This window comes from Neobacillus endophyticus (genome assembly GCF_013248975.1).
GTDB lineage: Bacteria > Bacillota > Bacilli > Bacillales > Cytobacillaceae > Neobacillus > Neobacillus endophyticus.
Genome location: NZ_JABRWH010000001.1, coordinates 2,377,036 through 2,399,256, shown reverse-complemented (window position 1 = coordinate 2,399,256; position 22,221 = coordinate 2,377,036). Strand labels below are relative to the sequence as shown.

The window sequence follows — 22,221 nt, the reverse complement described above, 5'->3', positions numbered from 1 at the left end:
AGTTAATTACTTATTTAGATTCGCAAATAACCATTGAATAACTTCAGATTGCATGTTGTTATTGACGAATGTGACGCCAAGCGATAAACCGTTTTTCAAGCTTGGAAACTCCCCAATCGGCAATCAACGCCGTGATGGATAAAATGAGCATCCCCGCAAATACGCCTGTTGTATCAAAGGCTCCTTGAGATTGGGCAATTAGGTAGCCTAATCCATGTGTTGCCCCGACAAATTCCCCTACAACCGAACCGATTAATGCAAAGCCGAAGCTTGAATGTAAGCTTGATAAGATCCAGGTCAAGGCTGAAGGAATAATGACATGCCGCGCTAGCTGCCTTTTGCTGGCACCTAAAAGTCTTGCATTATTCACTAAATTCCTGTCTACCTCCCGAACACCCTGGAAAGCATTAAAAAACACGATAAAAAATGTAAGTACTAACCCGGAAGCGACCTTTGAAGACATTCCCAGTCCAAACCATAAAATAAAGATCGGCACAAGGACTACGCGCGGTATGGCATTGATCATTTTAATATAAGGCCCTAATATAACAGAAAGTAATTCATTAACACCTAAGGCATAACCAAAAATAATGCCCGCAATCCCTCCCAAAATAAAGGATAGGATGGTTTCCTCAAACGTAACTAAAAATTGATAATAAAGCGGACCGGCTGTTGTTCCATTTACTGCCCAATCCCAAATATGTTTCACGACATCAATGGGGCTTGAAAAGAAGAATGGATCTATAAGCTTTTTACTTGATAAGAACTGCCAGGAACCCATTAATACAATAAACACTAATAACTGTAGACTTAGATTGCGAATTCGGAGCTTTAAAGCTTTTTTCCTTATCTCGGCTCTTCGCAATTCCGTTTCGTTGCTAACTTGATTTTGAATGGAGTTTGTTTGCAGATTCATAACTGATCATCACCTCGTCCTTCAAATCTTCCCAAATCTGTTTGTGAATTCTCATAAAGGCAGGGTCAAAGCTGATTTCTGCTACGTTCCTCGGTCTTGGCAGATCAATTCGATAATCCCCTTTGATCGTTGCTCCCGGCCCAGCAGTCAGAACAATCACCCGGTCACTTAGAGCAATTGCTTCTTCTAAGTCATGAGTAATAAAAAAGACGGAAGCAGAGGTTTCTTCCCAAATGCGAAGCAATTCATTTTCCATCAAATGTCTTGTATGAACATCCAGCGCAGAAAATGACTCGTCCATCAATAAGATTTCTGGCTGTACAATCAGGCACTGGGCTAAAGCTACACGTTTTCTCATCCCGCCCGAAAGCTGTGACGGATAATGTCCCTCGAACCCTTTCAATCCTACTCGTGCAATCCACTTTCTGGCTTCTTCATAGGCATCCTTCTTGTTCATCCCTCGCAAGCGCAGACCAAGTGATACATTATCAATGACTGTTTTCCATGGAAACGCATTTTCCGTTTGAAATACACAAGCAGCCCTTTGGTTGATTCCTTCTAACTTCTCACCTGAAATAAGGACCTCGCCTTGTGAAGGCGGTTCAAATCCGGCAATCAGACTTAGTGTCGTGGATTTACCACAGCCTGTCGGTCCTACAATCGAAACAAATTCCCCTTTTGGAATTTTTAAATTGATATTTCTTAGAACCGTATGAACCTCACCAGAAGGCTTGATAAATTCCTTTGTTACTCCTTTTAGTTCCATCATGGAAGGAGTTGTATGTGTCATAGCCCGATACACCTTATTTTCCACTGCACTCACTTGATTCCCCCATTTCTTTTGTTGATAGCGTTTACAATTTGAATTATAGAAAATTCTAAACATTATGAAAACATTTACTCAATATTCATAATAAAAACAATAAACACAATTTAAACGATTTACCCAACATAAAAAAAACTATTTTCATATAGACCTCATAACATTTTTCATTTTAAAATAAAGATAGTTTTATTATATTCAGAAAATTCTATCCAATTTATTCCAATCCAAGCAAGGATGTGTGCAGACTTGAAGTTAAAGCAAAAGCGAATGACATTACGTAGCAAAATCAATGGTCTGATATTGCTAAATTTCCTCCTTGTCCTTGTATTTTTTATCGTTTCTCTCTCTTGGATTATGGTACACCGAGAATATGATGAGACAGGAAGCAATGCTCTCTCTACTGCAAAGATGGTGGCAGGGCTCCCGGAAATTGTAAATGCTTTCAAAGAACCTAATCCCTCTTCTACCATTCAGCCCGTAGCGGAAAATATCAGAAAAAAAACAGGAGCCCAGTTTATTGTTGTGTCTAATATGCATTTAATCCGATACAGTCATCCAGATGTCACACTAATCGGTAAGCATATGGTGGGAGATGATGACAAACAGGTATTATCGGGGAAAGGAAGTATTACCCAAGCAGTCGGCACCCTCGGTCTTTCCATTCGGGGGAAATACCCTATTTTTGACGAACAACACCACCAAATTGGCATCGTATCAGTTGGATTTCTAATGGAGAATATTTGGAAAAAGTTAACCTCGTTAATTCTCGAAATGACGGCAATGGGCTTTATTGCTTTAATTATTGGGCTTATTGGGGCTTTCATTCTATCAGGACATGTTAAAAGGCAAATATTCAATCTGGAGCCGCACGAAATTGCTCTCCTCACCCAACAGCAGGCAGCGATTTTGGAATCCATTCGGGAAGGTATAATCGCAGTCGATACAGCTGGAAAAATAACTATCTTCAATCGGGAAGCAAAAAATATGCTCGGAGAAGAACGTTGGGATCCCATTGGCAAATCGATTACATCGATTCTTCCAAGCTCACGACTGTCAGAAGTCATTAATGATGGGGCAGTACATTTAGACCAACCCATGATTATTGGTAATTCCCTTGTCATCGTTAATAGAATACCTGTTAAAATTGACGGCAAAGTAATTGGGGCTGTTGCCAGTTTTCGGGATAAACTTCAACTTGACCAGTTGGATCGCAGATTAGCAGATATCGGGCAATACGTTGATACGCTTAGGAGTCAAAGGCATGAATTTATGAACAAGCTTCATCTCATTTCGGGTCTTATTCAAATGAAGGAATACGACCTCGTAAAAGGGGTAATAGAGGATGTGCATAGTGAACAGCAAAATGTCCTTAACTTTTTTCTTACCCGTGTTCGCGATCCAGCTATTGTTGGCGTTCTAATTGGGAAAATGCATCGGGCAAAGGAATTGGGCATCCAACTAACGATCACCGATGACTCCAAAGTATCAGAGCTCTGCCCACATAGGGAAATAGTCATTACGATTCTGGGAAATGCGATTGAAAATGCCATGGAGGCTATTAAAACGATGAAGCAGTCTAGGCCCTCAACATATATTTCCATCCAGATAAAGGAGGAAAACCATCAATTATCTATAACTGTTAGTGATACTGGACCTGGAATTGATCCTGACCTTGGGGACGACATTTTTACAGATGGTGGAACGACAAAAGGGGAAGGCCGCGGCTTTGGTCTAGCATTAGTTTCCCGTTTAGTTTCAAGATTACATGGAAGTATGGTAATGAACTCTTCCTCAGAAGGAGCTGCATTACTAGTTCATTTACCAATTTTGGAGGTGCAAAAATGAATCAGCAATTACGTGTAATGGTTGTGGACGATGATTTCATGATTGCGAATCTGCACGGCAAATATATTTCTTCCCAAAAAGGCTGCAAACTGGTTGGAATAGCGCACAGCTATCAAGAAGCCTTGACAATCTTGGAAACAGCAGAGCCAGATTTGCTGCTGTTGGACGTTTATCTGCCGGATCACTCCGGTATTGACCTGTTACGAACCATCCGCCTGCAAAACCGTCGCTGCGATGTCATTTTAATTACCGCCGCGAAGGAGCTGGAAGTTGTAGAAGATGGTTTTCGCTTTGGAATTATTGATTTTTTGATTAAACCCTTTGACCTGATACAGCTCCAAGCAGCCATTAGCAAATATATAAAATTTAAATCAATGGTCTCAACCTTTACTAAATTGGACCAGGGTACTATAGATGAACTTAAAAAACTGCGAATTTCCGAATCGTCCTCCTCCCCTCTTATCCAAAAAGGGATTGATATGAGAACGTTAGAAAGAATAAAAAAATCAATTATCCATTCGCCTCACCCACTAAGTGCTGAACAAATTGCTAAGCTTGCCGGCGTCAGTCTTTCCACCACTAGAAATTATCTTTCTTATATGGTGGAAGAACACGTACTGATTGAAGAGCAGCAATATGGGACTGTCGGCCGGCCGCTTAGATTATACCGTGCCATAAACTAACCGAATGGCATAGTAATAAAAATTTTTTCTTTTTCCACCTGTTTTGTTCATGATTTGTTGGGAACAATGGAAAAATATCAATATTTATGTTATGAATAAGTAGTAGATAAGATGAAAGAGGTTGAAATGGGTGGAGAATCACACTTCTAACTTTATTAAAGATATAATGGTCAAGGATTTGGATTCAGGAAAGCATGATACGATTGTAACTCGCTTCCCTCCGGAACCAAATGGATATTTACATATTGGCCACGCAAAATCAATTATTCTTAATTTTGGCCTGGCTGATGAATTCAAAGGCAAAACCAACTTGCGTTTCGATGACACCAATCCTGTTAAAGAGGACATTGAATATGTCAATTCTATTAAAGAAGACGTGAAATGGCTTGGTTTTGAATGGGATAACTTATTTTTTGCCTCAGATTATTTCGAGGAAATGTACAAGCGTGCTGTCTTGCTAATCAACAAAGGCTTGGCCTATGTTGATGATTTAAGTGCCGATGAAATTCGCGAATACCGCGGCACATTAACGGAGCCTGGTAAGGAAAGTCCGTATCGAACTCGATCCATTGAGGAAAACTTGGATTTATTTGAACGAATGCGTAATGGAGAATTTGGCAATGGCGAAAAAGTGCTGCGTGCCAAAATTGATATGTCCTCTCCTAATATTAATTTGCGTGATCCAGTTATTTACCGTATTGCACATGCCACTCACCACAACACTGGTGACAAGTGGTGTATCTATCCGATGTATGCATTCGCCCATCCGTTGGAAGATGCGATTGAAGGTATTACACATTCGATTTGTACCATTGAATTTGAAGACCAACGGCCGCTTTATAATTGGGTTGTAGAACAATGTGAAATGACCAATCAGCCCCAGCAAATTGAATTTGGACGCTTAAACCTTACGAACACGGTCATGAGTAAGCGGAAGCTGAAACAGTTAGTGGACGAAAAGTATGTCGATGGCTGGGATGATCCTAGGATGCCGACTATTTCAGGAATGCGCAGAAGAGGCTTCACCCCTGAATCCATTCGTACGTTCGTTCGTGAAACAGCTGTATCTAAAAACAATTCTACTGTTGATGTAGAAATGCTCGAACACTTTGTTCGTGAAGATTTAAAGCTAAAAGCACCAAGGACCATGGGGATTATTCATCCTTTAAAAGTCGTGATAACCAACTATCCAGAAGGCCAGATTGAATTACTTGATGCCGAAATCAATCCCGAAAATCCGGAAATGGGCATAAGGAAAATTCCATTCTCTCGCGAAATCTATATTGAGCAAGATGACTTCATGGAAGATCCGCCAAAAAAATATTTCCGTCTGTTCCCTGGAAATGAGGTCCGCCTCAAACACGCTTACTTTATCAAATGTGAAGAAGTGGTAAAGGATGCCGACGGAAATGTCGTCGAGCTTCGTTGCACCTATGACCCGGAAACAAAAAGCGGCACCGGTTTTACTGGCAGAAAAGTAAAAGGAACCATTCATTGGGTTGAAGCGGCCCACGCGGTTCCTGCCGAATTCCGTCTTTACGAACCGCTGATTTTGGATGAAACAGAAGATCAAACCGATGAAGGAAAAACATTCCTTGATATGGTTAATCCTCATTCACTTGAAGTGTTTCAAGGATTTGTTGAGCCAAACATGAAAGAATGTCAGCCGCATGATAAATTCCAGTTCTTTAGACATGGCTACTTCAATGTTGATCCAAAAGACACAACTGTGGATAAGCTCGTATTTAATCAAATTGTTTCATTAAAGAGCTCATTTAAAATTTAATTTACTGTTATAGCACAAAAAGAATCAGACACCTTTGTCTGATTCTTTTTTCACTTTATAGGTATGTCTAAAATTATTTTCGTTCCATTACCAGGCGATGTAGTGATTGATAAACTTCCGCCCACTGATCGGGCACGTTCATCCATACTGAAAAGGCCGACTCCAGGAGATTGGGCTCTTAAGCTTACATCAAAACCCTTCCCTTTATCTTCAATCATGATGCGGACCACATTATCCATTTCTCGAATGGTTACAGCCGCCGAATCCACTTCTGCATATTTCCTAACGTTTGTTAATGCCTCCTGAATGATCCGATAAATCGTCAGCTCCGTATTAATATTTAAGCGCTTCCTTAAAACACAATCAAAACGAATATCAATCTGGTAATGGTCAGAGTATCTCGTTAAATAGGAACGGATTGCTGGCACCAATCCAAGATCATCTAATACAGACGGGCGAAGTTCCCAGGAAATTTCCCTAATCTCTTCAATTAACTGAGTGGCTTCTGTTTGCATCTGTGTCAGCAGCGGGTGGTTCATCTCGGATAACAAACGATTGATGGTAATCAGGTGACTGTAAAGGTTTTGTCCTATCCCATCATGGAGATTTCGCGAAAGACGTTTTCTTTCTTCCTCCTGAACATCAATGATTCTGGCCATCATTTTTTGCAGTTCCTGCTCAACACGTTTTCTCTCAGTTATTTCATAGCGAATTGCCACATACTGGTAAGGTTTTTTCATTTCATTCATAAACGGAACAATCGTCGTATCCATCCAATAAAACGTTCCATCCTTTGCCCGATTGCGTATTTCACCTTTCCAAACCTGCCCGGAACCGATCGTTTGCCACATTTCTTTAAAAAATCCCCTGGAATGATAGCAAGAATTGATAATACGATGGTCCTGCCCGATCAGCTCGTCACGGGAATACTTTGAAATATGACAAAATTGATCATTTACATAGGTTATGATTCCTCGGGAATCAGTAATAGCGACAATGGAAGATTCATCAAGGGCAAACTTGTAATCTAAAAGCTCCTTTTTCATTTGCTGAAAATCTCTGTCCATTTCGATCCCCACCCTCAAAATCCTTCACCTGTTAATAATTGCTCTAAAGCTTTTGCTGCATCGTTTACCGTTTCCTGTTCTTCGCCAGTAAAGAGATAAGAGGCTCTGTTTCCGATCAATAATACTCCTTTTGGGACAGTTGGTAAAAATAACGGAACCGCATAGACAGATACCAGTTTTTCAGCAAGTGCTATCGGGTAATCCGTCATTTTCCCATGTATGTCATGTGGAAAATTGGTCATCATGAGGGGACATCCGCTTGAAATAACCTTTCCAGCGATCCCTTTTCCAAAACGAACGATAATTCTTTTATACTTATCATTCATATTACCGGCAGCATAGTGCCATCTGACATCTGGGCCTGCTTCATTTTGAAAAGCCAGCCCGACAAAATCACAGCGTATCTTCGCTTTTAACCGTTCGCATACTTCCATTACTGCTGGCAATTCCCGTATATCTGTCATCTATATAACTTCTCCTTAAATGTCATAGCCTAGTAACCCTTTTTTTACGGCGTATTCTACCAGCTCTGGCCGGGTTTTCATTTGCAGCTTTTCCATTAGATTTCCTTTATGTGTTTCAACCGTTTTCACACTGATGACAAGCTTCTCGGCAATTTCTTTGTTGGAATATCCCTTTGCCGTGAGTGTCAGTACTTCTTTTTCACGTTCGGATAAGAGATTATAGGAATCGTTACTGTCATGCTTGATCCCTGCCAAGTATTCCTCCATTAACCGCTTGGTTGCTGAAGGATGAAGATAAGCATCCCCTTGTGCGACTGATTCAATGGCACCCATAAGTTCATCGTGTGGAGAACTTTTTAAGATACAGCCTGAAGCCCCTCCTTGTATAGCACGGAAGAGATATTCTTCGTCATCATGCATGGTTAGGATAAGGATATTCACATTAGGCATCAGCTTTTTTAACTCGGTCGTTGCCGTCAGCCCGTCTTTTCCATGTGGCATGCTTAAATCCATTACCACGACATCTGGCTTTAATTTCATGGCCTTTTTAATTCCTTCATTTCCCTCAGAGGCTTCTCCAATGACTTCCATTTCCGGATTGGTATTTAGCAGCATCTTTAATCCGCTTCTTACAACCGCATGATCATCAACCAACAGGATTTTAATCAAACCATAACCCCCTTTATAACGGAAGAGAAATTTCTATCAATGTTCCCTCGCCTATCTTAGAGGATATCATACATTGTCCGCCAATCAGAAGCATTCGTTCTTTCATTGCAGCAAGCCCTGATGTTGGTTTAGGAAATCGCAGTTCCTTAAGGTTCAAGCCTTTGCCGAAATCTTGAATTCTTATCATTAATTCATCTTCTGTCCAATGAACGGTCATTTTCACATTAGAAGTATCAGCATATTTCGCAGCATTCACCAACGCTTCTTGGCAAACGCGAAATACGGCAATACTGTTGCGCTCTGGGATTATTTTTTCCATACCGGCAGAATCCAAGTCTACGAGAATACCGAATGTGGAGGTATAAAGCTTCAGATAGCTTCTTAATGCCGGAATCAGCCCAAGTGTTGTCAGGACAGGCGGATGCAATTCAACCGAGAGCGTTCTCGTTTCTCGAATCGTCTTTTCAATCAGAAGCGTCATTTCCTGGAGGTAACCTTTTATTTGAGGCTCTTTGATAGCGGAATTCACAAACTGCAACCCTGTTAAAATACTATACAAATTTTGACCGACCCCTTCATGGAGTTCAAGCGCGATTCGCTTTATATCTTCTTCCTGGCTATCTATAATATAGGAACTTATTTGTTGCTTTGTTTGAAGTGGATCCATTTATCCGGCCTCCTCTCTTTATTAGCAATAGTAAAAAGGCAGGTTCTTTTAAAAGACCTGAACCTTTTTGAGGATATAAGTTAACCCGTTTTCTCCATCGACAGCCGACCACTGTTCTTCTGATTCACATACATTGCTTGCAAGTGGGACGGCTAAAAAATAAAATTCATCAAAATAAAAACGAATGTGGGTGCCATCAGGGCAAAGCTGGATTTTTTTTATCGTCTTTGATACCGTCGCTGCCTGGTCCCCGCCTGACTGATCCTGAATCATAATTTTAACAGGCACTCCGATAAAACGTTTCATATCCTCCAAGTTAATGCTTTCCACAACTATTACATCCTCTCAATACTGGGTAGATAAACATTTTATATCCTTGCAGGAATTTCCAAAATCGTTGGTCGGCATTCTCTTCAAGAAATTCAATCGCCTCATCTTCATAAGCCCAGCTGCTCATTCCTTTTACTTCTGCAATGACTAGTTCCACACCTTCAACATATTTTTCTTCCAAATACCAATTTAATTGCTTTTTGGTAAAGACCTTTTTTAACAGCTCATCAATTACGAGAGCAAATCCCCCTTCAAGCGGACGGACAAAATAAAAATCAATATATGTCTCACTAGTCATTAATACTCACACCTTTTTTATAAATCAGGAAAGCGATAGGGAACAGAATGACATTCACTACAGCGGCAATCAAGGAATTACGATAATGTTCATAAAAGAATTGGTGAACCATATATTGTGTAAAAATGATGTTCAGCATCAGGACAGCAAGCAGGAGAGCGACTGGAATGTAACTACGCTTCATAGCGCTTCACCCCCACAGCATATACCGCGCCGTTTTCCACTTTTACGTAAATTTCCGGAAGCGGACGCCTTGGCGGTCCGGCAATCGGCTCCCCTGTTTTCACATCAAATTTACCGTGATGGCATGGGCAGATCATTTCCCCTTCTTCCTTTTTCCAAAAAACAGGACAGCGAAGGTGTGTACAGGCATTTTGATAGGCCACATATTTATTCTCCGATAATCTGATCAAAATGGCGCTATCGTGCTCGCCAGGAAAGGCAAAATCAACAGCATCGCCAATCGAAATGGATTTGACATCGGTAATTTTGTGCTTCTGATATTTTTTATCACTGAGTCCGCTCAATTCTTTAGCGGCCAGAGCTCCAAAAGGTAGTGAGGAAATGGCAAACACCCCTGCCGCACCAACTAACGTCTTCATAAAACCGCGGCGATCCAGTTTCCTTTCATTATTTCGGTTAATATTATGTGTATAATTATCTTCATTGAACGGGACTTTATTATTTTTATCGCTCATGATCCATCCCCCTAATACAATTTCGTGACACCCTGAAGGATTCCAGGGAGGTTTACTCTTACATTTGTTTCGCCTTCCAAATAAGGCATGCTTGTTACCCATTTGCCGTTTTTTAAATGAAATTGCTTTTGTTTTGCTTCAATTTCTTCATCTGTTAACCATTGCAGTGTATTGGAAGGGCAGACACTCGCACACATTGGCGGAATTCCATCCTTCGTACGGTCAATACAAAGGTCGCATTTATACATCAGATTCTGTTCTGTATCAAATTTTGGTATTCCATACGGGCAAGCAATCGTGCAATTTTGACAGCCAATGCACTTTTCTACTAAAGCAGATAGAACAGCACCCGTTTCATGAATTTGGATAGCCTGGGCCGGGCAGCTTCTAGCACATGCCGGATTCACACAGTGAAGGCACATCAGAGGCATGGTCTGCCGATTTACCAGCGGGTTCACATCATAAACATAGTTACGGTTCCGCTGTTCATGCCCGCCGCACTGTGTGCAGGCTGCCAAACAGGAACGGCATCCTATACAGTTCTCTAGCTCTAAATAAAGCCTCTTTTTCATTTACTGCACCTTCTTACTTTCTTAGTTTTTCAATCTGTGCGGCGCATGCCTTAAACTCCGGCATCCGGGATATCGGGTCAAGTGCAGCTATGGTTAACAGATTAATAGATTGATCATGACCGAAATGGTACGGTACAAACACCGTATCTTTACGGATGGCCTCGGTGATTTTCACTTTATATACGGCTTCCCCTCTTCTTGTATAGAGACGGATATTTTCTTCGTGTTCAATCTTGTATTTTGCTGCTGTTTCCGGATGGACTTCTACATATGGTTCCGGACACATATCACGTAAGAATTGAATCCGGCGGGTTTGGTTTCCTGAAAGATAGTGGAACACCACACGGCCCGTTGTTAACCTTAATGGGTATTGCTGATCAGGTTCCTCAGCAGGCGGACGGTATGGAAGCGCACAAATTTTTGCTTTCCCGTCCGGATGATAGAACTTTTTATCAAGGAACATATGCGGTGTTCCCGGGTCGTTTTCATCACGGCACGGCCAGAAAACCCCATCTTGCTTGTCGATTTTATCCCACGTTGCGCCGTAATAATCGGCATAGCCGCCTTTTGAGGCTAACCGGAATTCATCGGCCACATCTCTTGCTGTTTTTAAATGGGAAAAATATTTCCCCCGGCCAAGGCGTTCGGCGAGCTCTGCTTGCATTTGCCAATCCGGCTTTGATTCTCCAAGCGGTTCTTGTGCCTGATTGATTTTAATAATCCTGCCTTCCAGATTTGTGACGGTGCCTTCATCCTCAGACCATGTCACGGAAGGCAGCACAACATCGGCAAATTCAGCTGATTCGGACAAATAGAAGTCTGCACAAACCATAAAATCCAAGCTTTTTAATGCTTTACGGACAAAGTTTTGATTTGGAGCGGAAACAGCCGGGTTTGAGCAAAGCAGATATAAGCCGCGAATCGTTTTTTGTTCCATCAGTTCGAACAATTCGTAAGCAGACACACCGGGCTGCGGCATTTCATCTGGGGTTATTCCCCATACCTTACATACTTCTTCAACATGTTTTGGATTGGTTAATTTGCGATAACCTGGCAGCAAGTCAGACTTTTGTCCATGCTCACGGCCGCCCTGTCCGTTTCCTTGTCCGGTAAACGTGGCAACGCCAGATTTTGGCCGACCAATTTTCCCGGTAACCAGGGCCATATTCGTATAGCCCGATACGTTATCTACGCCCTTTGTTTGCTGCTCAATCCCGCGGGCAAACATAACAATGGCATTTGGAGCTTTTCCGTAAATCTCAGCGGCACGGATAATTTTTTCCGGAGCGATGCCGGTAATTTGGCTTGTATATTCCGGTGTAAATTCTTTTACCAATTCCTTTGTTTCCTCAAAACCATTTGTATGATTATTAACGAACGCTTCATCAACATAGCCCTTTTGAATAAGTAGATTTAAGATTCCATTTGCAAGAGCTAGGTCTGTTCCCGGTCTTAAGTCGAGGTGGATATCCGCTCTTCTTGCTATTGGTGTTTCCCGAGGATCGGCCACGATGAGGTATCCGCCTCGTTCCTGCACATTCCATACACGAAACATGGAGGTTGGATGACATTCTGCTGTATTGCTTCCAGCGATGAATAAGCAGTCTGTTTCATGGATATCGGTCCATGGCAATGTCGATCCCCGGTCAACTCCGAAAGAACGAAGGAATCCGCCTGCAGCACTCGACATACAGAAGCGGCCATTGTAATCAATGTAGCGTGTTTGCAATGCCACCCTGGCAAACTTTCCTGTCAAATAACACTTTTCATTTGTCATCGATACGCCGCTGAATACAGACAATGTATCTTTCCCGTAATGACTTTGCAGTTCTTTAAATTTCTTAGCGATTAAATCATAGGCTTCATCCCATGCCGCTTCACGGAAGCCGCTGGTGGTCCCTTTTAAGGAGGCATCATCCCGAATTAACGGCTTTAAGATCCGGTCAGGGTGATTCGTTTGCTGGTAGGCGGTAACACCTTTGGGACACATTTTCCCGACGTTTACCGGCCAATCATAGCGTGGCTCCACCCCAATAATTTTATTGGTTTTTGTATTTACCCTCAGGTTCATCCCGCACTGCATGCCGCAATAGCTGCAATGGGTTTTAATTAATGTTTCATTCGGATGGCAGACATTTTCTATTTCCTTAAAAAACTTATCCCTTTGCATTCTGATTTGCCTCCTTGACCTTCAATTGGTGGGTAGGAATTCCCGAGAATCTGGCAATCCGATATTTTCTGCGGCATGGCAGGCACAATTCAGCAAGATTAAAGCCATCTTCCATATTAAATTCGATCTGATTCACACCTAAAACATTGATAACATCGTTTGATTGTTCCACGGATACAAATTTGTCTCCGCAGACTTTGCATTCTTTCATATGCTGTTCCCCATAATGCTCCCGATAGTTTCTCGCAAATACACTCATCGGCCGGAATGGGATATGTGCAAGCTTTCCAAATGGCAGGTAGATGAGTGTGACAATGACAGAAAACTGGTGAATCAACGACATTTGCGGCTGCATCCAGCCATGTAGGACAATATTTTGGAAGGTTAATAACAAACCAGTTACGGAGATCAATAACAAAAGGTAAAGCGGTAGGAAGTCATACATGAACTTTTGCTCCGCCCTAGCCTGCATATTTTTCAAGCGGCGATATAGCGCCATACATACGCCCGTAATGACCATAACTGCCGCAATGTTTAAAGCATTGTAAGATAGAAAGGCAATTGCTCCTTCAGCAGGAACGGTCATGATATTGATGCCAAACAGAACAATCGTATAAAAGCCGTTCTCGGACATCGTAAAATACATCCAGCCGAACACAAGCGGAAATGTAACTAAGCAGGCAAGAACACAGCCCCAGCCGATCAAAATATGCTGAATCCAACGGTAAACTCCCCGTTTGCGGATGAAATCAAACACTGCCAAATGACCGACGACCGTTTTTAAAGTGCTTTTTCTAAAAAGAAGTCTTAACCCTTTTTTAATAATGTTTTTCGTTGGCGGTCTTTCCCCCCATGCAATAAATCGATAGAAAAATCCCCCAATAAACACGATCGTTCCTACCATGTATCCGTACAAGTTCAAATCGATATGTGTAAACATTCTGGTGCCGATAAACGTTACGATCGCAAGGGCAACGATGGTATAAAACACTGACTTGGCAAAATGCGATGCAAATGCATCATTAACCGATTGTTTCGATTTTTTAGCCGTGGTAATAGTTGACTCCATTTCTTGCTCCTCCTAAAAAAAAATAACACTTCCGTTTCCTTACACTTATTGTAAGAAAAACGAAAGTGTTATCTATATCGGGGAACTCCCTCATCATCGAGGGAAAAAACCCTTAGAAATGAAGATTTCGACAAAGTTTTGTCACATGTGGCAACTTGGCAGATACAAATATATTTTTTCACCGGGAGGATAGCAATAAGTCAAGAGTAATCAACAGTTGGGACCTGTATAAATCATATCTATTTCACTTGGTCTCAATGAAAGAGTCAATGTAGTATAAGATTGCTCATCGATGGACCGTCCACTTAAAATAACAAGTAAAAGGATGCCAAGAAAAATAGCATCCTTTTACTTGTTGATGACATATTACACACCTAACCAAGCGCACCACCAACAAGCTGTTATTAATTTCTTAAGTTTGAGGATGTTCATTTTTCCACCTCCCTAAGTAATTCCCACTTTTTGTTCCATGGATATTCTTCATGAAATTTGACCCAAGTTGGAAAGACCTTTTTAAACTCTTCAACCAGCATTGGATCAAATTGGGAACCTTGCCCTTCGAGGATGCGATTGTATGCTTCTTCAACTGGCATTGCACCTCTATATGACCTTGAAGAAGTCATAGCATCGAAAGCATCTGCTATAGCAACAATTCTTGCTGGAAACGGAATTTCATCCCCCTTTAATTGATCGGGATAGCCTTTACCATCCCAACGCTCATGATGAGAACGAATTACGCTTAAACTATTTCTTAATTCATCAACATTTTTTACAGCATCTGCACCAACAACAGGGTGCGATTTTATTATTTTATATTCTTCTTCTGTGAGTTTTCCTGGTTTCATTAAAATTGAATCCGGAATATGTACTTTTCCAATATCATGTAGTAAACAAGAATAAAAGAAAGATTTTTGTTCTTCTTTTTTAAATTTCCCTAATTCTTTTTCAAGTAATATGGCATAGTTTGCAACTCTCTCACTGTGGCCCCTAGTATATGGATCTTTCAATTCAAGAGTCGCTATTACTCCTTTGACAATTCCTTGTAATTGCTTATCATACGATTCACTAATTGCCTTTACATAGCCCTGAAAACGTACAAGTAAAAAAAATGACATGATTGCCAACGTTATAATTAACAATATAGGCATAATGACATAGGTTGAATGTAGTGTAATTCCGATTAAAAAATATTTAATAGTAAGTCCACTAGATACTAACCAAAAAAAGTTTCTATTTAAAAAAATAGGTAAAGATAATATTAGAAATACTTCTACCATATTCCCACTAGTATATGGTAAAGTGCTTTTATAATATGTTAATACATCTATAATAAATACTGTAATCAAATAAGTAATAAATAAGACATATTTGATCTTAGCTTGCTTATTTCTTTTATTTAAATAGTACATCACTGGAATCAATAATATTAATATAAAATAGGTAAAATACCAATAATGACTAGGAAAGCCTACCTTTCTATGCGTTACATAGACTGGTGCAAAAAAATAGTAAAAAAAATCATAACTAAATAAAATTATATAAAAAACTAAAAGAAACCATTTGATTGCCCTTTGTTCTTCATGTATTATCATAATTTTTCCTAGTGTATCAACTACACATGCCTTTCATAAAATCCAAATTAATGACTAAAATTATCGTTAGATAACAGACAAACAAAATCATTGAGTTTACCTTTTCATTATATCTTATAGAAAAGAGCCATGAAACCTTTAGTTTGTTATACCTGAAGTATTACTGGAATTTTTAAAATTTTGCTTAATTGGAATATTGACGATTACCCTTGCTCCCTCATCTAACTTATTACCTATTACCAATTCCCCGTTATGCTCTTTAATAATTTGGCTTGTTACCATTAAACCCAATCCAGTTCCATCTTTTTTAGTACTATTAAAAGGAATGCCAAGATTGGAAATAACTTCTTCCGAAATCCCACATCCTTCATCCTCAATAGAAACCGAAATACCATTATCACCAGTCTTTTCTAAGTGAATACTTATTTTTCCGCCGCCAGGCATTGATTCAATTGCATTTTTTATTAAGTTTATAAATACCTGTTTTAAACGTCTTTCATCACAATCTATTAATGGCACTTGATCTTCCAAATTAGTTTCAACTGTGACTCCCTTTGTATCCGCATGGTGTTTTGTAATTGAAACTGTATAGGCGATTATTTCTTCGATACTTGCCTTTTCAAGAATGATTGGCTTTGGTTTACCCAGATACATAAAATCACTAACAATGGAATCAATCCGATCAATTTCTTCGATCATGATCTGGTAGATGCATTTGTATAGCTCTCATGCTGAAGCTGAGTAAAACCTTTTAATGAAGACAAAGGATTGCGGATTTCATGACCAATTGCGGCAGCCATTTGGCCCACCACTGCTAGTTTTTCATTTTTTCGAAGTTCCTCATACACCACAGTTAATGAATTAATGTATGAATTAAATCGTATTAAAAGAACATAAGCAATTGCTACTAAGATCATAATAATGCCTATTGGGGCAAAGGCAGTTTTATTGTGTAATATTATTCCTAAAAAGGCATACTTCGCCATAATCCCTAAAGAAGCACACCAAAAGTATCTCTTATTAACAAATACAGGTGTAAAAAATACAATTAAGACTTCTACAACTTCACCAGAGGCAAAAGGCTTTGTTGTCCCATAATACCTTATAATATTATCAACTATATCGATCAGGATATATGAAAATAAAATAATGTATTTAATAATATATGGATTATTCTTTTTGATAAAATATATAGAAATAGGAATAAAAGTCGAGATCAATATATATACCCAAAATCCCAAGCCGACTGAAGAACCTTTAGTTACTCCAGAAGTTGTTAATTTTTGAAAAATAGAATACCAAAATCCCTCAAATATTAAATAAAGAATATAAAATAACCACAAAAAAAGTTTAATTGCTTTTTTCTCTTCAAAAATAAGCTCTGGTCTTCCGCTATTTATGTTCATTCTGGTTGCTCCTTAACGCTAACGTCTTCCTGAAGATTTTAAAAATAATATAAAGTCCTCCTACTATTTTACCATTTTCTAAGTGAATATTGGCATAAAAATTAATAAATCAACTATTTTCGACATATTTTTTGTCTATGTCAACATAAAAAAGAGCCCATTACTGGACTTTCTTTTGGTATTGCTTATTCAAAAAACTTCCTATAGATTCCAATTTAATTGGGCTAAACCATTGCTTAGCTCGCACCTCGTTCAGGCATCACTATTGTTCTATTCCTATTGCTTATTTATTATCGATAAAATAACATCTACTTTTGTGCCTTTTCCAATTTCACTTTGAATTTTAAATGAACCATTGTGATCCATAATAATCTGCTTTGTAACCATTAATCCCAAACCTGTACCATCTGTTTTTGTAGAAAAAAACGGTTCTCCTAGACTTTTAATATTTTCCTTTTCTATACCGCAGCCATCATCTTCAATTGATATACAAATTTGATTTCCTTGAAATAAATGGACTTTGATTTTTATCTTTCCTCCGTCAGGCATAGCTTCAATTGCATTTTTAATTAGGTTTATAAATACCTGCTTCAAGCGTTTTTCATCACCATCAATTAATGGTACTTGATCATCCAACTTTACTTCTATAGAAATTCCCTGTCTATCAGCATGCTGTTTAGAAACAGAAACTGTGTACGTAATTATTTCCTGAATACTTGTTTTTTCTATCATGAGTGCCTTAGGTTTGCCAATATACATTAAATCAGTAACTATTGAATCAATTCGATCAATTTCATCAATCATAATTGGATAAAAATCATTTGTATTTGGATATTGCTCATGCTGGAATTGAGTGAAACCTTTTAAAGAAGATAACGGGTTACGAATTTCATGGCCAATTGCAGCAGCCATTTGACCTACTACAGCTAACTTTTCCTTTTTCTTAAGCTCTTCATAAACAGAAGTTAAAGAGACTATATATGAACAAAACCTCATTAATAGAAAATATGAAATTCCACTTATTACAATTATTAATACTATAGGGAATATGACCATCTTAGTATGTAATGTAACTCCTAATAAAAAATATTTTAAGATTACCACTAATGAAGTAATCCAAAAATACTTCTTATTAACAAATATCGGGGCAAATAACACAAAAAAAAGTTCTACTATATGGCCTGACGCAAACTCTTTTGAAGTATGAAAATACTTCAAAAAGGTATCTAAAAAATCGATAGAAAAATAACTTATTAGAATAAAATATTTAACACCAAAGATTTTATCTTTTTTAATTAAAAATATTGAGATTACTAACATAAAAAAGATTAAAAAGTAACGCCAATACCCAAATCCCCCGTCCGGAAATTTTATCGTTTTTGCATGGGTATACGCTGGTATAAATAGATACCAGTATAAATCATATATTATGTAGGTAACTAAAAATATCCACAAAAATAGTTTAATCGCCTTTTTTTCTTCAAAAATTAACTCTGGTCTTTTACTGTCTATTTTCATTATGCATCTCCTTAATACCAAAACTTTTCTGAAGATAACTAAAATAAATAAAAAGTTCTCCAACTATTCTACCATTATCTTCATTGATTTTGATATTAATTATGATAATACCAAGATATTCGACATATTTTCTCAATTAATTCCTACAAAAAACAAGAGCCCCGTAAAGGGACTCTTATTTCATTATTAGCCGACTTTTTGAACTGAATCTGCGTTTTCATTTAATGTGGAGTGCTTGCGGCCGTATCCGAAGTATACGAACAAGCCAATCACTAACCAAATTCCGAATGCGATCCAAGTTACTTTTGGTAATTGAAGTGCTAAATAGCCGCAGAAGATGAATGCAAGAATCGGAATATATGGTACAAATGGAACGCGGAAGCCGCTTTTTGGTGCTTGTTTATTTTTACGAAGGTACAAAATACCTACTGATACAGTCATGAAAGCGAATAATGTTCCGATGTTTGTTAAGTCTGCAAGTTTGCTTAATGGAACTAAGCCAGAGAAAACTGATACTAATGTAAATGTAATCCAAGTATTGACTTTTGGAGTTTGTTTCTTTTGATCTACCTTTGAGAATATTTTAGGTAAAAGACCGTCACGGCCGATTGCATAGAATAAGCGAGTTTGTCCATAAATCATTACAAGTAATACAGTTGTAATCCCGATCATCGCACCAACTGAGATAAAACCAGCAACCCAATCCTGATGGATATATTGAAGCGCGAATGCAACAGGGTTTTTCACATCAAGCTTTTGATAAGGAACAATACCTGTTAAAATGGCTGAAACCACAATGTAAAGCACTGTACAAATAAGAAGTGAAGCGATAATTCCTATTGGCATATTTTTCTGCGGATTTCTTACTTCTTCCGCAGCAGTTGAAACGGCATCAAATCCGATATATGCGAAGAACACGGTGGCAGCACCTGTAGCAACACCAGAGAAACCGAATGGCATAAACGGCGTCCAGTTATGTGGTTTTACATACCATACACCCACAGCGATGAATAAAACAACAACTGCTAACTTAATGAGAACCATGATACTGTTAAAACGTGCTGATTTTTTAACACCTTGTGTCAAAAGGAACGTAATCAATAATACAATCAAGATAGCTGGTAGATCGACATATGTTCCGTTTGCTGGATCATAGGCACTAGATAGTGCCTTAGGGAAATGAATACCAAAACCTCCAAGCAAACCTTGGAAATACCCTGACCATCCACTGGCTACAGCCGATGAAGCAAATCCGTATTCAAGAATTAAGTCCCATCCTAAAATCCAAGCAACTAATTCACCAAAAGTTGCATAGCTGTACGTATAAGCACTTCCCGAAACTGGGACTGTCGACGCAAATTCAGCATAGCAAAGTGCTGCGAATACACAGGCTAAACCAGACAAAACAAATGATAGAATAAGTGCGGGCCCTGCGTGTTCTGCTGCAGCAACACCTGTTAATACGAAGATTCCGGTACCGATAATGGCTCCAATCCCCAACATGGAAAGGTCAAAAGCACCTAAATCCTTCTTTAATGTGACGTCTTTCTTTCCAGCCTCTTGTATTAAGGTCTGGATCGATTTTTTTCTGAATAAACTCATATATTAATCCTCCTCGAGCGGTTTCTAAATGTTCAGAAAAATATAAAAATGTATACTGGTATAATATAATCTTTTTAGGTAAAAAGCAATATATTTTGAAAAATAAAATTAATTTCAAATTATACCAAGTAAAATATTCCCACAACAGTATGTTTTCAAATGAAATTTATTTGCAAATAAATTTCAAATTATTCTAAAAAATCTTTATTGTTTTTCAATAAGAAAACTACCCAGCCTGGCTAGTTAGATTATGTACTACTTACTCAATCACTTTTTCCCGGTAGGAGCAAGGTCACCTTTGTCCCAACCCCCAGTTCACTTTCAAATGAAACTTTTCCGCTCATCGTTTCAATAATTCTTATGGATACAGATGTGCCAAGACCTGTCCCTTTTTCTTTTGTCGTATAAAATAAGGTTCCTATTCTCGCTAACTGCTCAGCTGTCATACCTTTTCCATTATCAGCAATTACAATGCAGGAATGACTTAGATATGTCTTATTATGAATCTTTACTTTGCCTCCCTCGGAGGTTGCTTCAATTGCATTCTTAATTAAATTAACCAGTGCCTGTTTTAACTTATTGCGGTCCGTGATTAAGGTAAAATTGGATGAATCTAGTTCACTCTCCAGCTCTACTCCTTGTTTAACTGCTAGAGGAGCCAGCAGCATAATGATTTCCACTAATACTTCCTGTAAAGGAAATTCTTCTATTTTTTCAAACTGCGGTTTAGCAAAATTCAAATAGTCATTAATGATTGTTTCTGCTCTCCCCAATTCACTTAATACAAGTGAAAGGTATTCATAGTTTTTCCCTGCCTCCTGCTGTTGCATCAACTGAAGAAAACCCTTTACGACGGTTAGTGGATTTCGTACCTCGTGAGCGATGGAGGCCGCCAATTCTCCGAGCGTATTTAACTTCTCGGCTCTTTGAATTTCTGTCTTCATTTTTGCTTTTTCAATCTCCCCCTCCTTTAGCCTTGATGCAATGGCAATGGCCAGTATATTGATTGCACCAATACTAAATATGTCCGGTATATTTAACATTAATGTACACGATTGACCGCTAATTATGTGGTAAATGTTAAGGGAAGAATAGCAGACCAACAAGGTGAATACGGCTACTAGTATCGCGAGGAGGACTCTTGTATTCGGGGTGCGGGTCCAAAATTTTTTCTTTATGATCGTGGCGAAAATGGCGATCACCATAGTATCAATGATACTAAAAACGGTTGTTTCCCCGCCTTGCATAAGCCTGAGCCCCAAAATAGCAATCAAAACCATCCAGCCAGAAACAGGACCTTCATAAAGAATAGCTAAAATTAGAGGAACGTATCGAAAATCCCAATGAAAACTATAGTGTGAATAGGAAAATAGCATACACGATAGAGCTGCAATACTTTGCAATAAACCGCCGACAATAGGAGATTTGTTTCTATTTTCAAAAAGAACACTGCAAAGCAGAATGGGAGCAATTGTTATTAATAAATTCAAAAGAAGTTTTTCTGCCAGCATCAATTAATCCTCCAATGAAAAAACCATACCCAAATATTTATACGACAAAAAAATGCATTTTCCTGCAATAAATTCCATTTTTATTCATTTTTTTATATTTACTTCTTTAACTCGCCTTATAATCTTTATTTTTCTTTCATGATGAATAAATGAATTTTATATTGACAAAATCAACTTTATGAGATAAAATATTTTTCTATGCGTTGCTGATGTAACTTGAAGAATAAATATCCAATGTAAGAATTTTTCTGGCTTTCCACTCTTGTTTTATCGGAAAGACTTATTCACACTGGAACGGCTTAGGAGCCGTAAGGATGTAAGAGAGGTAGGGCTTACGTCGTTTAGGTTATAAAACCTACAGTGGAAATTGTACCGCGGCAAGATTGTTCCATGACAATCAATTTTTAATTTTTACATTTATGAACCCTTAATTCGTAACTGCAGCTTAACAAGTTACCAATATATAATAAATGAAGGCAGAAGAACATCGTTTCTTCTGCCTTCGTCCATTTTCTTCGATCTTCTATTTAGA

At 38.7% G+C, this 22,221-nt stretch carries 22 protein-coding genes; 3 read left to right on the top strand and 19 right to left on the bottom strand.

The features are described from left to right. Positions 1-58 precede the first annotated feature (58 nt). On the bottom strand, positions 59-916 hold the full coding sequence (locus HPT25_RS11715) for an ABC transporter permease (protein ID WP_173064053.1): 858 nt from the start codon (positions 914-916) through the stop codon (positions 59-61). Further along, positions 879-1,739, bottom strand: a complete 861-nt coding sequence (locus tag HPT25_RS11710; RefSeq protein ID WP_217269692.1) for an ABC transporter ATP-binding protein — start codon at positions 1,737-1,739, stop codon at positions 879-881. The genes HPT25_RS11715 and HPT25_RS11710 overlap by 38 nt, the downstream gene beginning before the upstream one ends. Before the next feature lie 249 nt (positions 1,740-1,988). Here HPT25_RS11710 and HPT25_RS11705 point away from each other — a divergent pair, with 249 nt between their 5' ends. From HPT25_RS11705 to HPT25_RS11695, 3 genes are all read left to right on the top strand, one after another. Next, entirely contained in the window at positions 1,989-3,587 is a 1,599-nt protein-coding gene (locus HPT25_RS11705) for an ATP-binding protein (protein ID WP_173064050.1), read from the top strand. After that, complete coding sequence (locus HPT25_RS11700) at positions 3,584-4,270, top strand: response regulator (protein ID WP_173064047.1); 687 nt, start codon at positions 3,584-3,586, stop codon at positions 4,268-4,270. The genes HPT25_RS11705 and HPT25_RS11700 overlap by 4 nt, the downstream gene beginning before the upstream one ends. Positions 4,271-4,400: 130 nt before the next feature. Further along, positions 4,401-6,056, top strand: a complete 1,656-nt coding sequence (locus HPT25_RS11695; protein WP_173064044.1) for a glutamine--tRNA ligase/YqeY domain fusion protein — start codon at positions 4,401-4,403, stop codon at positions 6,054-6,056. 50 nt (positions 6,057-6,106) lie between these two features. On the opposite strand, the gene HPT25_RS11690 is transcribed toward HPT25_RS11695, so the two are convergent. The 17 genes from HPT25_RS11690 to HPT25_RS11610 all read right to left on the bottom strand — a co-directional run bounded on the left by HPT25_RS11690 (position 6,107) and on the right by HPT25_RS11610 (position 21,689). Continuing rightward, positions 6,107-7,123 carry a sensor histidine kinase gene (locus tag HPT25_RS11690; RefSeq protein WP_173064041.1) on the bottom strand — a complete coding sequence of 339 codons (1,017 nt, stop codon included), beginning with the start codon at positions 7,121-7,123 and terminating at the stop codon, positions 6,107-6,109. Between the two features lie 14 nt (positions 7,124-7,137). Continuing rightward, positions 7,138-7,587: a GAF domain-containing protein gene (locus HPT25_RS11685; RefSeq protein ID WP_173064038.1), complete on the bottom strand. Its 450-nt coding sequence runs from the start codon at positions 7,585-7,587 to the stop codon at positions 7,138-7,140. Positions 7,588-7,602: 15 nt separating this feature from the next. Beyond that, positions 7,603-8,256, bottom strand: a complete 654-nt coding sequence (locus HPT25_RS11680; RefSeq protein ID WP_173064035.1) for a response regulator — start codon at positions 8,254-8,256, stop codon at positions 7,603-7,605. 13 nt (positions 8,257-8,269) lie between these two features. Continuing rightward, positions 8,270-8,923, bottom strand: coding sequence for a sensor histidine kinase (locus HPT25_RS11675; RefSeq protein ID WP_173064032.1), 654 nt, complete (start codon positions 8,921-8,923; stop codon positions 8,270-8,272). A gap of 48 nt (positions 8,924-8,971) precedes the next feature. Next, on the bottom strand, positions 8,972-9,253 hold the full coding sequence (locus tag HPT25_RS11670) for a hypothetical protein (protein WP_173064029.1): 282 nt from the start codon (positions 9,251-9,253) through the stop codon (positions 8,972-8,974). After that, positions 9,240-9,551 (bottom strand): hypothetical protein, encoded by a 312-nt coding sequence (locus tag HPT25_RS11665; protein ID WP_173064027.1) that lies wholly within the window; start codon positions 9,549-9,551, stop codon positions 9,240-9,242. Before HPT25_RS11665 ends, HPT25_RS11670 begins: the two co-directional genes overlap by 14 nt. Continuing rightward, positions 9,544-9,735: a hypothetical protein gene (locus tag HPT25_RS11660; protein WP_173064024.1), complete on the bottom strand. Its 192-nt coding sequence runs from the start codon at positions 9,733-9,735 to the stop codon at positions 9,544-9,546. The genes HPT25_RS11665 and HPT25_RS11660 overlap by 8 nt, the downstream gene beginning before the upstream one ends. Beyond that, the gene (locus HPT25_RS11655; RefSeq protein ID WP_173064021.1) at positions 9,725-10,249 is read right to left on the bottom strand and encodes a Rieske (2Fe-2S) protein; all 525 of its coding nucleotides are present in this window, start codon (positions 10,247-10,249) and stop codon (positions 9,725-9,727) included. Before HPT25_RS11655 ends, HPT25_RS11660 begins: the two co-directional genes overlap by 11 nt. 11 nt (positions 10,250-10,260) lie before the next feature. Beyond that, complete coding sequence (locus tag HPT25_RS11650) at positions 10,261-10,821, bottom strand: 4Fe-4S dicluster domain-containing protein (protein ID WP_173064019.1); 561 nt, start codon at positions 10,819-10,821, stop codon at positions 10,261-10,263. A 13-nt stretch (positions 10,822-10,834) separates the two neighbouring features. Beyond that, the gene (locus HPT25_RS11645; protein WP_173064016.1) at positions 10,835-12,991 is read right to left on the bottom strand and encodes a molybdopterin oxidoreductase family protein; all 2,157 of its coding nucleotides are present in this window, start codon (positions 12,989-12,991) and stop codon (positions 10,835-10,837) included. Beyond that, a complete protein-coding gene (locus HPT25_RS11640; protein ID WP_173064013.1) occupies positions 12,978-14,060 on the bottom strand; it encodes a hypothetical protein in 1,083 nt (360 codons plus the stop codon). Before HPT25_RS11640 ends, HPT25_RS11645 begins: the two co-directional genes overlap by 14 nt. A 428-nt stretch (positions 14,061-14,488) precedes the next feature. Next, complete coding sequence (locus HPT25_RS11635; RefSeq protein ID WP_173064010.1) at positions 14,489-15,652, bottom strand: HD-GYP domain-containing protein; 1,164 nt, start codon at positions 15,650-15,652, stop codon at positions 14,489-14,491. Between the two features lie 138 nt (positions 15,653-15,790). Beyond that, a complete protein-coding gene (locus HPT25_RS11630; protein WP_173064007.1) occupies positions 15,791-16,351 on the bottom strand; it encodes an ATP-binding protein in 561 nt (186 codons plus the stop codon). Then, positions 16,348-17,058, bottom strand: a complete 711-nt coding sequence (locus HPT25_RS11625) for a sensor histidine kinase family protein (protein ID WP_173064004.1) — start codon at positions 17,056-17,058, stop codon at positions 16,348-16,350. The genes HPT25_RS11630 and HPT25_RS11625 overlap by 4 nt, the downstream gene beginning before the upstream one ends. A 276-nt stretch (positions 17,059-17,334) precedes the next feature. After that, positions 17,335-18,576, bottom strand: coding sequence for an ATP-binding protein (locus HPT25_RS11620; RefSeq protein WP_173064001.1), 1,242 nt, complete (start codon positions 18,574-18,576; stop codon positions 17,335-17,337). Positions 18,577-18,762: 186 nt separating this feature from the next. Further along, complete coding sequence (bcaP, locus tag HPT25_RS11615; protein ID WP_173063998.1) at positions 18,763-20,178, bottom strand: branched-chain amino acid transporter BcaP; 1,416 nt, start codon at positions 20,176-20,178, stop codon at positions 18,763-18,765. A 263-nt stretch (positions 20,179-20,441) separates the two neighbouring features. After that, positions 20,442-21,689: an ATP-binding protein gene (locus HPT25_RS11610; RefSeq protein ID WP_173063995.1), complete on the bottom strand. Its 1,248-nt coding sequence runs from the start codon at positions 21,687-21,689 to the stop codon at positions 20,442-20,444. Positions 21,690-22,221: the final 532 nt, after the last annotated feature.